The organism is Cupriavidus sp. SW-Y-13, assembly GCF_009793345.1.
In the GTDB taxonomy this organism is placed as follows: Bacteria; Pseudomonadota; Gammaproteobacteria; order Burkholderiales; family Burkholderiaceae; genus Cupriavidus.
The window spans coordinates 3,002,435-3,016,818 of record NZ_WHLX01000001.1; the positions used below are offsets into that span (position 1 = coordinate 3,002,435).

Consider the following 14,384-nt stretch of genomic DNA (forward strand, 5'->3'; position numbering starts at 1 on the left):
CGTCCCATGCAACTCGACCGCCGCGGTCTTCTCCTCCTCGTATTCCTCACCCTCGCCTGGGGCCTGAACTGGCCGATCATGAAAATCGGCGTCGCCCACTTCCCCGCCATGGGCTTTCGCCTGCTCTGCATGGCCGGCGGGCTGGTGGCATTGGGCCTGGCGCTGAAACTACGCGGCGATTCGCTGAACATTCCGCGTGCCACATGGCCCACGGTGGTCAAGCTGGCCATCCCGAACATGGTCATCTGGCACTTGTTCGCGATCTGCGCAGTCAAGATGCTGTCTTCGGGCCGGGCAGCCATCCTGGGCTACACCATGCCGATCTGGGCCGTGGTCTGGGGGCTCCTGATCTTCCGCGAACGCATCGCGTTGTCAGCATGGATTGGCATCGGCTGCGCGCTGACCGGCACCGTCCTGCTACTGTCCGGCGAGATTGCCGCGCTGACCGGCAGCCCGGCCGGCACGCTGCTGATGCTCGTGGCCGCCGCAGGCTGGGGCTTCGGCACCCAACTGATGAAACGCACCCCGCTGGACGTGCCCATCGGGGCGCTCACGTTCTGGATGCTGGCTGTCACGCTGCCGTTCCTCGCCATCGGCTCGCTGCTGTTCGAGACCGGCTGGCGCATGCCCACCGCCATCGAATGGGGTGCCATCGTCTACAACGCCGTGGTGGTCTTTGCGTACTGCCACCTGGTGTGGTTCTCGCTGGCGCGCAGCCTGCCGCCAGTGGTGTCGAGCCTGTCGATCATGTTCATTCCCGTGGTCGGCGTGTTCTCCGGCATGTGGCTGCTGGGGGAGACGCCGCACTGGCAGGATTACGCGGCCATCGTGCTGATGTTCGCGGCATTGTCGTCTGTCATGCTGGCGCCGTTGCTGCGCCGGGGGCGCTGAGCGCCATCCGTACAACACCCTAGATTTCGCTTAACAAGCCCCCCCGCGTTGGATTACACTCGCGGCCATCAGAATCCCGGAGAAAGTACGTGGGCAGTAGCATCGGGTGTTCGGGTTGTCGCGACAATATCGCGCCATCGTCGGATGCCATGTCACTGCGGGCTGCGTAACGTCGAACCGGGCTGGGCCATCGCCCTGCCCTTCGCCGCGCTTGCCCGCAGACACCTGCGGGTGAGTGTCTTTCCGTTTCCCCCAGCGGCGGCCGCCACGGCTGCCGTGTCGCGCTTCGGATCTTCCCTCTCCCCGGCCAGCCAGCCATAACCAGGCAACAGGCAAACGCCATCGCCTTGCATCGCCACGCCCCTATGGCCGCGTGCATGCAGCGCGATCACGCTTGCCGGCCGCCCCATGGTTGTTGCCGATGCCGTGCCTGCGCCTGTCTCCGATGCCTCGACACAGCGCAATCAGTCACAAGGAAGTCTAGGGATGATCAATCTGTTCGTCCTGCAGAAAGGTCGGCTTGCCCAGGAGCAGGTCGACGAGCGCAATGAGCTGCTGCAGCACAAGCCCATCTGGATCGACGTGGTCAGCCCCGACGACGAAGAACTCGCGTGGATCAAGGAAGCCTACGGTGTCGTCCTGCCCGAACTGGAAGACCTGGGCGACCTGGAAGCGTCGGCGCGGTACTTCGAAGGTGAGGACGAGAATATCCACATCCGCACCGATTTCCTGCTCGACGAGGAGGAAGCGTCGCGTAACGTGCGCGTGGCCTTCGTGCTGACGCGCGATGTCCTGTTCTCCATCCACGACGAAGACCTGCCCGTGTTCCGGCTGGTACGGCTGCGCGCGCGGATGCGTCCCGGTTCGGTGCGCAACGCCAAGGACGTGCTGATGGATCTCTACGCGACCGACGCCGAATACTCGGCCGATTCGATCGAGGAGATCTACGAGCGCCTGGAAGAAGCCAGCCGCCGCGTGCTGGCCGAGAACGTGACCGATGCCGCCGCGGCCGATGTGCTGGAAACCATCGCCCGCGAGGAAGACCTGAACGGCCGCATCCGTCGCAATGTCATGGATACGCGCCGCGCGGTGTCCTTCCTCATGCGCAGTCAGTTGCTGTCAGCCGAGCAACAGGACGAGGCCCGCCAGATCCTGCGCGATATCGATTCCATCGAAAACCACACCGCGTTCCTGTTCGACAAGATCAACTTCCTGATGGACGCGACGGTCGGTTTCATCAACATCAACCAGAACAAGATCATCAAACTGTTCTCGGTGGTGTCGGTGGCACTGATGCCGCCCACGCTGATCGCCAGCATCTACGGCATGAACTTCAAGCTGATGCCGGAACTGGACTGGGCCATTGGCTATCCATGGGCGATCGCGCTGATGGCGGTGTCGGCCGCGATTCCGTTGGTGTATTTCAGGCGCAAAGGTTGGCTCAGCTAAGGGCGTGGCTCCCCTCTCCCGCCAGCGGGAGAGGGGAGCCAATAGCAGCGGATATCGGTACTAATCCGGCAGCGTCGCCGCGCCCATCCGTCTGGCGATGATCGACGCCTTCACGCGGAAGTTCACGCGTACGTTGGCGCAGTATTCCTTTTTGTCGAAGCATTTCGGCGCGGGCAGCGCTGCGGCGAGTCTTGCGGCCTGGCCTACGGTCAGCTTCGATGCCGAGGTGCGGAAGTAGTGCTGCGCGGCGGCCTCTACGCCGAACACGCCCTCGCCCCACTCCACTGAATTCAGGTAGATCTCGAAGATGCGCTGCTTGTCGAGCCAGAATTCGAGCATCCACGTAATCGCCAGTTCCTGGCCCTTGCGTACGTAGTACTGCTCCGATGCGAGGAACAAATTCTTGGCCAGTTGCTGCGTGATCGTGGAACCGCCACGCACGATATGCCCGCGCTTTTTGTTGCGCTCCCATGCGTCGAGCATGGCATCGAGTTCGTAGCCGGGATGGTTGACGAAGTCAGCATCCTCACTGGCGATGACCGCGCGCTTGATGTTGCGCGACATCTGGTCGTAGCTCACCCACTGGTGATCGACCTTGCAGCTCCAGAACTTGAAGCCGCATAGCCGCCATTGCTCCGCGCGCATGAACGACGTGGACGACGGATTCAGGTATTGCCACGCGCCAATCTGCAGGAAGAAGTACACCTGCATCGCCAGCACGCCGATGATCAGGCATTCGCCGAAATAGCCGATCCAGCGCAGCGGATTGGCGGCGCCGGACAATCTGGCCGAGGGCCGGGCGGTAGTGCTGCGCTGGCGGGCCAAGGCCGGCGTCTTTCAGCGATCGGCTTCGGCCTGCAGCGCAGCGCGCAGCTCGGCCAGTACCGGTGCCGTGGCGGGCCGGACGCCGCGCCAGTTGTAGAACGCCTCGGCGGCCTGCTCCACCAGCATCCCCAGGCCATCGGCGGTCTGCGCGCCGCACCGGGCCGCGTGCGCGAGGAACACGGTCGGCTTGGCGCCGTACATCATGTCGTAGGCCAGCACACCTTCGCCAAGCAGGAAATCCGGCATCGGCGGCACTTCGCCCTGCAGGCTGCTGGCCGATGCGTTGATCACCACGTCGCAGCGCTCGTCCTCGGATAGCGCGTCGAGTGCATCCAGGCCACCGGCCCAGAGTTCCACCCCGTACTGGTCCGCTGCCTCGACGAATTCCTCGACCATGTCGCTGGCCTTCTGCGCGGTGCGGTTGGCCACCACGATCCGCGACGGACGGCACTCGATCAGCGGCAGCATCGCCCCCATGGCCGCACCCCCGGCGCCCAGCACGAGGATGCGTTTGTCTTCCAGCAGCACGTCGAGGTTGTCCTGGATATCGCGCACCAGGCCAACGCCATCGGTGTTGTCGCCATGGATCAAGCCATCCTCGATCCACATCGTATTGACGGCGCCAGCGGCTTCCGCACGCGGCGTCAGGCGGTCTGCCAGATCATAGGCCTCCAGCTTGAACGGCGTGGTCACGTTGAAGCCGTGGCCGCCTTCGGCCAGGAACTTGCGCACGGTGTCGGCAAACGCATCGAGCGGCGCTTCCAGGCGATCGTATTGCACCGCCTCGCCAGTCTGGCGCGAAAAGGCGGCGTGGATCGCCGGCGAGCGGCTGTGCGAAACGGGATTGCCCACCACGACGTAGCGGTCGGCGGATTGCTGTTCTGCGGTCATCAGCGTCCTTGCAGCCGGACGTCCAGCCCGCTGCGCGTAAACTTGAAAGTGGAAATGACTTCGAGGATGTCCTGCTTCGACTGCATCTCGGGCGTGAACGCGCCGAATGGCGCCGCCGCACGGACAATGGCCACGGCCTGACGGTCAAGCGCGGGATCGCCCGAACTCTTCGCCACGTCGATGGCCTCGATGTTGTAGCCGTCCCGGTTATAGCCGAGCTTGCCCTGGCGGTTGACGTTGATCACCAGGATCAACTGGCCATAGATGGGCTTGCCGTTTTTCTGCGGGAAATCGCTGGTGCCGCGTATCTCGATCTTGCGACGCAGACGATCGTAATACTGCGCATAGTCCACGGCCTGGGCGCTCGTGGCCGTCAGCTGCATGCGCTTCGGCCGCTTGGCATAGTGCTCGAGATTGCGGCCGATTTCCGCTTCCAGCCGGGCCATCTCGGTCGTGCTCGTGCGGTCGTCCTGCCCTCGCACCGGCGCCTCGGTTGGCTTGTCGCCGGGCTTCAGGGGCTGGCTGCGTACCGACGGCGCGGCCTCGCGTGACTGCGTCATCAGGCGGCGCTGCTCTTCCTCGAGCTGTTCGAGCCGGCGCTGCGTGAGCTGCATCAAATCGCCGTCGCGGGACTCGGTCTGCGCCGGCAGCGGCGTGGTGGCACGCTGCGCATCGTGGTCGCCGCCGCCATCGAGATTGGCCTGGGCCAGCACCGTCGGATTACGCGGCTTCTCGGCAGATTTGGAGTTGACCAGCACCACGTCGAGCTGCGGGTCGGAACGCTTGATCTCGAAGACTTCCGGCGCGGCGAACCGCACCATCAGCAGCACCGCATGAATGACTAGCGAGACGACAATCGCCTTGGCCAGCGTGCCGCTGGATTGCCACCAATCGCGCGGGTGGCGGGGAGCAGAGAGAACGGCGTTCACTGTGGTCAGAGGCTTGATGGAAGGCGAAAGGCGATCGGGCAGCGATCGTCGGACAGAATCGATACGTGCCGGCCACCCCACGGCGGGGGGATGGCCGGCGCAGACTCAGATTGTACGGGAGCCGCCCTGTTTGTCGAAGCGCTCAGGCAGCCGGACCGGGATCGGTGTCGCGTGGCGCCGACGCCTCGTCATCCGTCCCTTCGGGCGCGTCTTCGGCAGCGGCTTCCGCAGCATCCTCCGCAGCGGCTTCAGCGGCGGCTTCGGCCGACACCTCCGCCAGCACTTCATCGCCCTCGTCGCCTTGATCGTTACCCGCCAGCTCTTCCTCGGGCAGTTCGCCTTCGCCGGCGAATACCTCAAGCACCCGACAGGAGACTTCGAGCGTGATCTCGTCGGTGGCGCCGATTTCGAGCAAAACCTGGGTGCCGCGCGCGGCCTGCGCCAATTCGGGCACGCGGGTCACCAGCGGAATCTCGGAGAAGCGCACCGCGCCTTCCTTGAGCGTGGTGGCCATCAGCTTGTCGCGGTTTTCCTGCTTGAGCCAGCGCAGGCACCAGTAACGTTCCATCGTGGACTGGTGATCGGCATAGGCCGCATACGTGCCTTCGAAATCCGCCACGGCGGCCAGCAGATCCGCATCCTTGGGCTTGAACGGAGCGACGAGCTTGGCGGTCACGCCATGCTGGGCCACGGCCAGGATTTGCCACTGGTTCACCAAGTCGACGTAGCGACGCAGCGGCGAGGTGCTCCACGCGTATTGCGCCACGCCCAGCCCCTCGTGCGGCGCGGGATAGGTCTGCATGCGCGTGCGATGCATGCCCCACGCTTTCTGCGTGCGGTAGATGCCCGGCACACCGTTGTCCGCCAGCAGCTTGCCCCACGTGCTGTTGGCCAGGATCATCAGCTCGGCCACGATCTTGTCCAGCGGCGATCCACGGCGGCGCTGCTCGATCCGCACGCGCTCGCTGCCATCGTCCTGCCGGTCGATGTAGAAATTGAAGTCCGCGCGGTTGTGCGATTCCGGACGCAGGCCGCTGGCGAGTCGCGCCTTCTGGCGCTCGTCGTGCAGGAAATTGGCCAGCCGGTACAGCTCGGTCAAAGCCTCGCGGAAGGGATAGTCGCCGGTGCCTGAGGCCAGCGCGGCCTCGGTGACCACGTCCTCCAGCAGGTTGTGGCGCAGGTTGGCGGCAATCGGCACCAGTTCGGCACGCGATTCGCTGCCGAGGATGGTCATGCCATCGATGCCGTTCGGGTCGATGGTCACGTACAGCGACAGGGCCGGGCACGTGCGACCTTCCTGCAGCGTGTAGCGATCCACCACGCTGTCGGGCAGCATCGTGATCTTGTCGCCAGGGAAGTACACCGTGGACAGACGATGACGCGCGATGGTGTCGAGCGCCTCGCCACGGCGGATGCCCAGGGCCGGTGCTGCGATGTGGATACCGATGCGCAGCTTGCCGTCGCCGAGAGGCGTCACCGACAGGGCATCGTCGATTTCGGTCGTGGTGACGTCGTCGATCGAGAATGCCTGCACGTCAGCGAGCGGCAGGTCATTCGGCGGCTCCGGCACGTCCACGTCGGGGAAGCCGGTGCCCTTCGGGAAGCAGTCTGCCAGGAACTTGGCTTCATGCAGCGCGCGCGGGCTTTCCACTCCGCCCACGGCCACCATCAGGCGCATCGGCGACATGCCCTGCGCCGTGCAGGCGGCATCCATCGCCTTGTATTCGAGGCTGTTCTTGTCGGGCTTGAACAGCAGTTGCAGCACCTTGCCGCGGAACACCTCGGGCAGCTTGCCGTCCTTCAGCTGCGCCTCGTACTCCGCCTGCAACAGCAGCTGCTGCTTCTTGCGCTCGACCGCCGCCAGCGCGGCCTTGAGTTGATCTTCCGGCGCGCGCGCATAGCGGCCACGGCCCTTGCGCCGGAAGTAGACGGGGTTGCCATGCAGCGCCATGGCCAGCGCGGCCTGCTGCACCGCGCCCGCATCGGCGCCGTAGTATTCGGCGGCGAGTTCGGCAAAGCCGAATTCCTCGGCCGGCGCGCATTCCCACAGGAAATCGAGATCGATCTCGGCGGTCAGGTCGCCGGTTTGCCGCACCATTTCGATTGCCGACGGCTGGGCGAACTGCAGCAGCACATCCTTTGCCTTGACCTTGGTGCGCTTGCCAGCGGGCAACTCCACCTGGTAGGCCTCGCCCTGTTGGGCAAGGACGGTGCCGGCGCGGATCTCGCCGCCTTCTTCGAACAGCAACTGCATGGATTGGACTTTCACAAGGGCCGGAACACGCTGCAACAGTGCGCGTTGGCGCACTTGAAGTCAGACGGCTCGGGCTGGATATTCGACCCGGGATGATACCGCACCGCGCCTTCGGCCAACGGGCCACAGGCGCGGCACTTCCAGGTCAGGGCCGCGCGTCCTGCTCCGGCAGGGCGCGGAAGGTATCGATACGGCGCGGCAGCCGTGTGCCGCCTGCGCCAGTACTGGGCGGTGCAGGCCGGCGCAGAAGATCCGGCAGAAAGACTTCCGTGACCAGCATGGCGCCGCCACCGCGCCGAAACACCGAGCGTCGCGCCGGCAACATCGGCACTGCGGCCAGGGCCGGCAGTACGCGCTGCAATGCCTGACGGAGCGGATGGTGCATCGACAGCCGGGCGAACTGGAATGGATCACGCCGCACGCGCGGGTCCACGAACAGCGCACCGCCCAACGGTCGGTTACCCAGCCCGCGCAGGAACGGCCAGTCGCGCCGCGCACGGTACGGATCGACGATGGTGTGTGCGAAGACCGCCGGTACATCGTCACAGATCAACAGCACTTCGCGGGTGATGGCGGGCACGGGCCGGATCAGCCCCAATGCCTGCCACTCGTCCGCGAACGGCAAGGCCGGCGTCTGGGCAAGGCGGGTCACGCGAAACTGCGTCGCGGCCGACATCAGGCGGGCCGTCAGCGAGCCCTCCCCAACGATCCAGCGGCGCTGGTTCACGGGAATCGCGGCGTCATACGGTAAATGAGCGTGCCAGGCGGCGCGCAGCCCTTGCAGGGCCGTCATGCCGACCGTCATGCGTGCAGGCGTCCGTCGGGTGTGTAGCCGCAGAACGCCAGCACGTCGTCGACGTACTCGTCGAATTCCGAGATACCGTGGTCGCTGCCTTCGATGATCTTGATACGCGCACCCGGGCAGGCTTCGACCATCTCGCGATAGTCGAGCACTTCGTCACCGGTCGCCGCCAGCAGGTAGTAGCGCTCGGGCTGGGTGATGATGTCCACCCGCAGGTCGAGCAATTCCTGCAGATGCTCGCGCTTGACCGTCACCGAGCCGCCGCCGTGGTAGAGCGGCTGCTCGCCCAGGTACTTTTCCAGGTCAGTCCACGGGTGGATGGCGGGATTCAGCAGCACAGCGCGGCAGCCATGCTGCTCGGCCAGCCAGCGCGCGTAGAAACCACCGAGCGACGAGCCGACGATGGCGATATCGGTCTCGCCGCCGGCCCGCGCGCCGCGAATCGCAGCTTCCGCCTGAGCAATCGCCTGCGATGGCGAAACGTTGAGCACGGGGCAGGCGAAGTATTTCTCCAAGCCCCACTTACGCATTCGCTCCTGGACGAGCCGGGACTTCATCGATTGCGGCGAGGAACGGAAGCCGTGCAGGTACAGCAGCATCGTTGCTCTCGCCTCTTATGCGTTGTCGGTGCCGGCGTTGGCCGCGCCGATCGCATCGAGCAGCTTCTGATGCACGCCGCCAAACCCGCCGTTGCTCATCACCAGCACCTGATCGCCCGGCCGCGCCGCGGCACGCACGGCCTCGACCAGCGTCGGCAGATCCTGGAAGGCGCGAGCCTTGTCGCCCAGCGGCGCGAGCGCATCGCCCAGGTTCCAGCCCAGCGCGTCCTTGCCCGATGGCGCGCCATATCCAAACACGAGATCGGCGGCTTCCAGGCTGGCGGGCAGTTGCGCGGCCATGACGCCGAGCTTCATCGTATTGGAGCGCGGTTCGAGCACGGCTAGGATGCGGGCGCTGCCCACGCGGCGGCGCAGGCCGTCGAGCGTGGTCTGGATCGCCGTGGGGTGATGTGCGAAATCGTCATAGACGGTCACGCCATGGGCGACACCCCGGACTTCCATGCGGCGCTTGACGTTGGCGAAGCGGCCCAGCGATTCGATGGCCTGCGCGGGCGGCACGCCGACATGGCGGGCGGCAGCAATTGCCGCGATGGCGTTCATGCGGTTGTGGGTGCCCTGGAGGTCCCAGACCACGGTGCCGACCAGTTCGTCGTGGAAGAACACATCGAACGCATCCTTGCCGGTCGGTGCAGGCGCCTTGGCATCGCCTTCGCGCCAGTCGCCCACGCCGAACTGCTCCACCTCGCTCCAGCAGCCGCGCTCCAGCACACGGGCCAGCGCGGGTTCCACGCCATTGACGATCACGCGGCCCTGGCCGGGCACAGTGCGCACGAGGTGGTGGAACTGCGTCTCGATGGCGGCCAGATCGGGAAAGATGTCGGCGTGATCGAATTCCAGGTTGTTCAGGATGGCCGTGCGGGGACGGTAGTGAACGAACTTGCTCCGTTTGTCGAAAAAGGCCGTGTCGTACTCGTCGGCCTCGATGACGAAGAAATCGGAGTCCGTCAGCCGGGCCGAGATACCGAAGTTCTGGGGCACCCCACCCACCAGGAAGCCCGGGTTATAGCCGGCATCCTCCAGCACCCAGGCCAGCATCGACGTGGTGGTGGTCTTGCCGTGCGTGCCCGCCACGGCCAGCGTCCACTTGCCGTTCAGCACGTGCTCGCCCAGCCACTGGGGGCCCGACACATACGGCAGGTTGCGATCGAGGATGGCTTCCATCAGCGGATTGCCGCGCGACACCACATTGCCGATCACGAACAGGTCCGGTTCCAGCGACAGCTGCTCCGGATCAAAGCCTTCGATCAGGTCGATGCCCTGGGCTTCGAGCTGGGTGCTCATGGGCGGATAGACGTTGGCGTCGCAGCCTGTCACGCGGTGTCCCGCCTGACGGGCCAGCACGGCCAGGCCGCCCATGAACGTACCGCAGATGCCAAGGATGTGAATATGCATGGAGATGCTTCGGAAGCTTCAGAAAATGCGTGGATCCGCAGCGGCGACTGCCGCCGGGAGCAAAGAAGGGTCTGATTGTACCTGCATGCCTCGGGTTCCCGGGCCTGCGGCGGCTGGCCGCAACCGGGGTTGCGCGCAGTCAGCGTGGCAGCCATGCGGGTATCATCGGGCCATGTCCCGACGTATGCCCTCCGACCCCGCCCGCCTGCGCGAGGAAATCGCCCAGGCCGCTGCCCGCATGATCGCCGAAGACGGCGCCGACTACGCCACGGCCAAGCGCAAGGCTGCCCGCCAATTGCTGGGCGACGTGCGCGTGGCCGGCGAATGGCTGCCTGACAACGTGATGATCGAGGAAGAAGTACGCGCTTACCAGGCGCTATTCCAGGGTGAAAACCAACCCCGCATTCTGGCGCTGCTGCGCCGGCTGGCCGTGCTCGCCATGGACGATCTGTCGCCATTCCGCCCCTATCTGGCGGGTGCTGTCCTCAACGGCACCGCCACCGAACACTCCGATGTCTATATCCAGTGTTTCTGCGACAGCCCCAAGGACGTTGCGCTGCACCTGCTCAATGCCTCGGTCGACTTCGACACCAGCGAATCGCGCCACTTCGCCGGCAAGGGCGATGTGGAGACGTTGAGCTTCCTGTGGCGCGGGCAATGGCCGGCGTCACGCGAGACCCGTTTGCTGGCCGGGGAGGTGCGCGAGGCACTGGGTGCGCCGGTGGGCATCCACATTGCGCTGTACGATGCGGACGATGAACGCGGCGCACTGCGCGCCGACGCCACCGGGCGCGTACCCCGTGCCGATGCCAACGCGGTGCGTGCCCTGATCGACAAGGCCGCGGCGGATAGCTGACCCGCATTGCCGATTACCGACTGCCCGGTAACTACTATCTATATAGACACTATGACTGCAACCTCCTCGCCCTCCTCCCGCCGAACGCCTGTCGCCGTCTGGATTGTCCTGGCGATCGTGGCCGCTGTTGCGGGTGCACTCGCCGCGCATTTCGTCATGTCGCCGAAGCCAGCATCCGATACGGCCGTGGAATCGCTTTTTCAAGCAAAGATGCCCGATCCATCGGGTACGGCACTCGATCTGTCGGCATTGCGTGGCAAGACGCTGGTCGTGAATTTCTGGGCCCCGTGGTGCGGCCCTTGCGTCGAGGAAATGCCGGAACTAACCGCGCTGCACGGCGAGTACGCGGCACGCAACGTGGAATTTGTCGGCATTGGTATCGATTCCGCCACCAATATTCAGGAATTCCTCAAAAAGGTGCCGGTCAAGTACCCGCTCGCGGTGGCCGGCTTCTCTGGCACCGAGCTTGCCAAGCAGTTTGGCAACGCCCAGGGTGGCTTGCCGTACACCGTGGTCATCACGCCTGACGGTGCCGTGAAGTACCGCAAGATGGGACGTGTTCATGCCGAGGAACTCCGCAAGGAATTACCAGGCGCTTGAGGCAGCGTGAGGCGAGGGAGTGACAGAGTCGGGCGTGGTGAGCAGGAGGCGGTTCCTTTTTGATACATCTGCATCCGAACTACACGCTAAAGTCGCCGATCTGCCACCAACTCACAGCCGATCAACGAGAAATTGCTGATTTGTGCCGAGAACGCCCCGTGATCGGCGGCATGTGCTTGGAAATCGACACGCCTCTTGTATCCCACGCTAGACAAATCCCTCTAAGCTACGGTAATCTCCGCGCAATTTCGTTGAACTGGTCGAGCCGCAGTGTCCACTTCCCTTACCGTCAACCGCTCCGCCCGCTACCGCAAGGTGCTGGTCCTGCATGGACCAAACCTTAACTTGCTGGGCACCCGTGAGCCACAGACGTACGGGCACACGACACTGGCAGATATCGACGCAGCGCTGCGCAATCGGGCTGCCGAGACGGGTATCGAACTGGATACGTTTCAGTCCAACCATGAAGGTGCGCTCGTGGATCGCGTGCAGGCTGCGCGTGGCGAAGGCGTGGACTTCATCGTCATCAATCCCGCTGCATACACGCATACCAGTGTGGCCCTGCGGGATGCGCTGGCTGGCGTGGCGATCCCGTTCGTCGAGGTCCACCTGTCCAACGTGCATCGCCGCGAGCCGTTCCGCCATCATTCGTATTTCTCCGACCAGGCTGTCGGCGTGATCTGCGGACTGGGCTGGCAAGGCTATCTGCTCGCGCTGGAATATGCGCTGGCGCAGGAACAGGCAACACCGGGCAGCTAGTTCGCTCCCTATATAGATACAGAGACAACCGGGGCCGCCACGCGCAGCGTGGCTGGCCTATCAATGACTCAACGCCGGCACTCCCTGCTGTTTGCAGGAGGATGGCCGGGCAACCCGATTCTGGAGGATAAGAAGATGGACCTGCGCAAGCTGAAGACGCTGATCGACCTGGTGGCCGAATCCGGTATTTCGGAACTCGAAGTGACCGAGGGCGAAGGCAAGGTACGCATCGTCAAGCAACCCCCGCAGGTCGTGGCCGCCCCGATGGCCATGCCGCAGATGCAGGCGCTGCCGGCTGCAGCCGCCGCACCGGCCGCTGCCGCGCCAGTTGCCGCCGAAGCCGCACCGCAGGCACCCGCCGGCCACATCGTGACGTCGCCGATGGTGGGCTCGTTCTACCGCGCACCGTCGCCGGGTGCCGCGCCGTTCGTGAACGTGGGCGATACCGTCAAGGAAGGCCAGACCGTCTGCATCATCGAAGCCATGAAGCTGCTCAACGAAATCGAGTGCGACAAGGCCGGCGTGATCAAGGAAATCCTCGTCGAGAACGGCCAGGCCGTGGAATACGGCCAGCCGCTGTTCGTGATCGGCTAAACCGGCCCGGACCGGTTGCAGTGGACGGCCGCGCGGATACGTTTCCCGGCCGTCAGCGTCGGCCCGAGGCGCCTTCAAGGTATGCCCGGGCCCGCCCCTGATCTCGCAGAGAGAGACCATGTTTGAAAAAATTCTGATCGCGAACCGTGGCGAAATCGCCCTTCGCATCCAGCGCGCCTGCCGCGAGCTGGGTATCAAGACCGTGGTGGTGTACTCGGAAGCCGACAAGGAAGCCAAGTACGTGAAGCTGGCCGACGAAGCCGTCTGTATCGGCCCGGCCCCTTCGCCGCTGTCGTACCTGAACATGCCGGCCATCATTTCGGCCGCCGAAGTCACCGACGCCCAGGCGATCCACCCGGGCTACGGCTTTCTCTCCGAGAACGCCGACTTCGCCGAGCGTGTGGAGAAATCCGGCTTCGTCTTCATCGGCCCGACCGCCGACAGCATCCGCCTGATGGGTGACAAGGTGTCGGCCAAGCAGGCCATGATCAAGTCCGGCGTGCCGTGCGTGCCGGGCTCCGAAGGCGCCCTGCCCGACGACCCCAAGGAAATCCTGGCCACCGCGCGCCGCGTGGGCTACCCCGTGATCATCAAGGCTGCCGGTGGCGGCGGTGGTCGCGGCATGCGCGTGGTCCATACGGAAGCTGCGCTGATCAACGCCGTCAACATGACGCGCGAAGAAGCCGGCCGTGCCTTCGGCAATCCCGAGGTCTACATGGAGAAGTTCCTCGAGAACCCGCGCCATGTGGAAATCCAGATCCTGGCCGACCAGCACAAGCAAGCCATCTGGCTGGGCGAACGCGACTGCTCGATGCAGCGCCGCCACCAGAAGGTGATCGAGGAAGCGCCGGCTCCGCACATTCCGCGCCGCCTGATCGAACGCATTGGCGATCGCTGCGCCGAAGCCTGCAAGAAGATCGGCTACCGTGGCGCCGGCACGTTCGAATTCCTGTACGAAAACAACGAGTTCTATTTCATCGAAATGAACACGCGCGTGCAGGTCGAGCACCCGGTCACCGAGATGATCACGGGCATCGACATCGTGCAGGAACAGATCCGCATCGCCTTTGGCGAGAAGCTGCGCTTCCGCCAGAAGGACGTGCAGCTGACCGGCCACGCCATCGAGTGCCGCATCAACGCCGAGGACCCGTTCAAGTTCACGCCGTCGCCGGGCCGCATCACTGCCTGGCACATGCCCGGCGGTCCTGGCGTCCGTGTGGACTCGCACGCGTATGATGGCTACTTCGTGCCGCCCAATTACGATTCGATGATCGGCAAGATCATCACGTACGGCGCCACGCGTGACCAGGCCATCGCCCGCATGCGCATTGCGCTGTCGGAGATGGTGGTGGACGGCATCCTGACCAACGTGCCGCTGCACCGCGAACTGATGCTCGACGCCAACTTCGTGGAAGGCGGCACCAGCATCCATTATCTTGAACACCGCCTGGCCCAGAAGGCCAACGCGTCGGGCGGCAAACCCTGACGCGTGGCCTGCGGGCCGGCCCTGCAGTAGAAAAGG

Annotated in this window: 14 protein-coding genes; 7 read left to right on the top strand and 7 right to left on the bottom strand. The window is 64.7% G+C overall.

Translation table 11 applies throughout. The features are described from left to right. Window positions 1-6 precede the first annotated feature (6 nt). The gene (locus tag GA566_RS13420; RefSeq protein ID WP_160472961.1) at window positions 7-891 is read left to right on the top strand and encodes a DMT family transporter; all 885 of its coding nucleotides are present in this window, start codon (window positions 7-9) and stop codon (window positions 889-891) included. Window positions 892-1,377: 486 nt separating this feature from the next. Beyond that, complete coding sequence (gene corA / locus GA566_RS13425) at window positions 1,378-2,340, top strand: magnesium/cobalt transporter CorA (RefSeq protein ID WP_137923312.1); 963 nt, start codon at window positions 1,378-1,380, stop codon at window positions 2,338-2,340. Between the two features lie 60 nt (window positions 2,341-2,400). Here corA and mtgA read toward each other — a convergent pair whose 3' ends face one another. The 7 genes from mtgA to mpl all read right to left on the bottom strand — a co-directional run bounded on the left by mtgA (window position 2,401) and on the right by mpl (window position 10,053). Continuing rightward, complete coding sequence (gene mtgA, locus GA566_RS13430; RefSeq protein ID WP_160473301.1) at window positions 2,401-3,102, bottom strand: monofunctional biosynthetic peptidoglycan transglycosylase; 702 nt, start codon at window positions 3,100-3,102, stop codon at window positions 2,401-2,403. Window positions 3,103-3,177: 75 nt separating this feature from the next. Beyond that, entirely contained in the window at window positions 3,178-4,056 is an 879-nt protein-coding gene (aroE, locus tag GA566_RS13435) for a shikimate dehydrogenase (RefSeq protein ID WP_160472962.1), read from the bottom strand. After that, a complete protein-coding gene (locus GA566_RS13440) occupies window positions 4,056-4,985 on the bottom strand; it encodes a TonB family protein (protein WP_160472963.1) in 930 nt (309 codons plus the stop codon). Before GA566_RS13440 ends, aroE begins: the two co-directional genes overlap by 1 nt. Window positions 4,986-5,127: 142 nt before the next feature. Next, on the bottom strand, window positions 5,128-7,239 hold the full coding sequence (locus GA566_RS13445; RefSeq protein WP_160472964.1) for a ribonuclease catalytic domain-containing protein: 2,112 nt from the start codon (window positions 7,237-7,239) through the stop codon (window positions 5,128-5,130). 145 nt (window positions 7,240-7,384) lie between these two features. Then, window positions 7,385-8,023: a chorismate lyase gene (locus GA566_RS13450; protein WP_160473302.1), complete on the bottom strand. Its 639-nt coding sequence runs from the start codon at window positions 8,021-8,023 to the stop codon at window positions 7,385-7,387. A gap of 17 nt (window positions 8,024-8,040) precedes the next feature. Then, window positions 8,041-8,640: a YqiA/YcfP family alpha/beta fold hydrolase gene (locus GA566_RS13455; RefSeq protein ID WP_137923316.1), complete on the bottom strand. Its 600-nt coding sequence runs from the start codon at window positions 8,638-8,640 to the stop codon at window positions 8,041-8,043. Between the two features lie 15 nt (window positions 8,641-8,655). Then, window positions 8,656-10,053, bottom strand: coding sequence for a UDP-N-acetylmuramate:L-alanyl-gamma-D-glutamyl-meso-diaminopimelate ligase (gene mpl / locus GA566_RS13460; RefSeq protein WP_160472965.1), 1,398 nt, complete (start codon window positions 10,051-10,053; stop codon window positions 8,656-8,658). Between the two features lie 172 nt (window positions 10,054-10,225). Here mpl and GA566_RS13465 point away from each other — a divergent pair, with 172 nt between their 5' ends. From GA566_RS13465 to accC, 5 genes are all read left to right on the top strand, one after another. Continuing rightward, window positions 10,226-10,909: a UDP-N-acetylmuramate--alanine ligase gene (locus GA566_RS13465; protein WP_137923318.1), complete on the top strand. Its 684-nt coding sequence runs from the start codon at window positions 10,226-10,228 to the stop codon at window positions 10,907-10,909. Window positions 10,910-10,960: 51 nt separating this feature from the next. Continuing rightward, window positions 10,961-11,509, top strand: coding sequence for a TlpA disulfide reductase family protein (locus GA566_RS13470; protein ID WP_137923319.1), 549 nt, complete (start codon window positions 10,961-10,963; stop codon window positions 11,507-11,509). 315 nt (window positions 11,510-11,824) lie between these two features. Beyond that, window positions 11,825-12,268 (top strand): type II 3-dehydroquinate dehydratase, encoded by a 444-nt coding sequence (gene aroQ, locus GA566_RS13475; RefSeq protein ID WP_370459308.1) that lies wholly within the window; start codon window positions 11,825-11,827, stop codon window positions 12,266-12,268. A 135-nt stretch (window positions 12,269-12,403) separates the two neighbouring features. Then, window positions 12,404-12,862: an acetyl-CoA carboxylase biotin carboxyl carrier protein gene (gene accB / locus GA566_RS13480; protein ID WP_137923321.1), complete on the top strand. Its 459-nt coding sequence runs from the start codon at window positions 12,404-12,406 to the stop codon at window positions 12,860-12,862. Window positions 12,863-12,980: 118 nt separating this feature from the next. Next, on the top strand, window positions 12,981-14,348 hold the full coding sequence (gene accC, locus GA566_RS13485) for an acetyl-CoA carboxylase biotin carboxylase subunit (RefSeq protein WP_137923322.1): 1,368 nt from the start codon (window positions 12,981-12,983) through the stop codon (window positions 14,346-14,348). The last annotated feature ends 36 nt before the right edge of the window (window positions 14,349-14,384 follow it).

What these genes read in the sequence shown, in the direction of transcription:
- GA566_RS13420 (WP_160472961.1), top strand. Translation starts at nt 7, where the DNA reads ATGCAACTCGACCGCCGCGGTCTTCTCCTCCTCGTATTCCTCACCCTC.
- corA (WP_137923312.1), top strand. Translation starts at nt 1,378, where the DNA reads ATGATCAATCTGTTCGTCCTGCAGAAAGGTCGGCTTGCCCAGGAGCAG.
- aroE (WP_160472962.1), bottom strand. Translation starts at nt 4,056, where the DNA reads ATGACCGCAGAACAGCAATCCGCCGACCGCTACGTCGTGGTGGGCAAT.
- GA566_RS13445 (WP_160472964.1), bottom strand. Translation starts at nt 7,239, where the DNA reads ATGCAGTTGCTGTTCGAAGAAGGCGGCGAGATCCGCGCCGGCACCGTC.
- GA566_RS13455 (WP_137923316.1), bottom strand. Translation starts at nt 8,640, where the DNA reads ATGCTGCTGTACCTGCACGGCTTCCGTTCCTCGCCGCAATCGATGAAG.
- mpl (WP_160472965.1), bottom strand. Translation starts at nt 10,053, where the DNA reads ATGCATATTCACATCCTTGGCATCTGCGGTACGTTCATGGGCGGCCTG.
- GA566_RS13465 (WP_137923318.1), top strand. Translation starts at nt 10,226, where the DNA reads ATGTCCCGACGTATGCCCTCCGACCCCGCCCGCCTGCGCGAGGAAATC.
- GA566_RS13470 (WP_137923319.1), top strand. Translation starts at nt 10,961, where the DNA reads ATGACTGCAACCTCCTCGCCCTCCTCCCGCCGAACGCCTGTCGCCGTC.
- accB (WP_137923321.1), top strand. Translation starts at nt 12,404, where the DNA reads ATGGACCTGCGCAAGCTGAAGACGCTGATCGACCTGGTGGCCGAATCC.
- accC (WP_137923322.1), top strand. Translation starts at nt 12,981, where the DNA reads ATGTTTGAAAAAATTCTGATCGCGAACCGTGGCGAAATCGCCCTTCGC.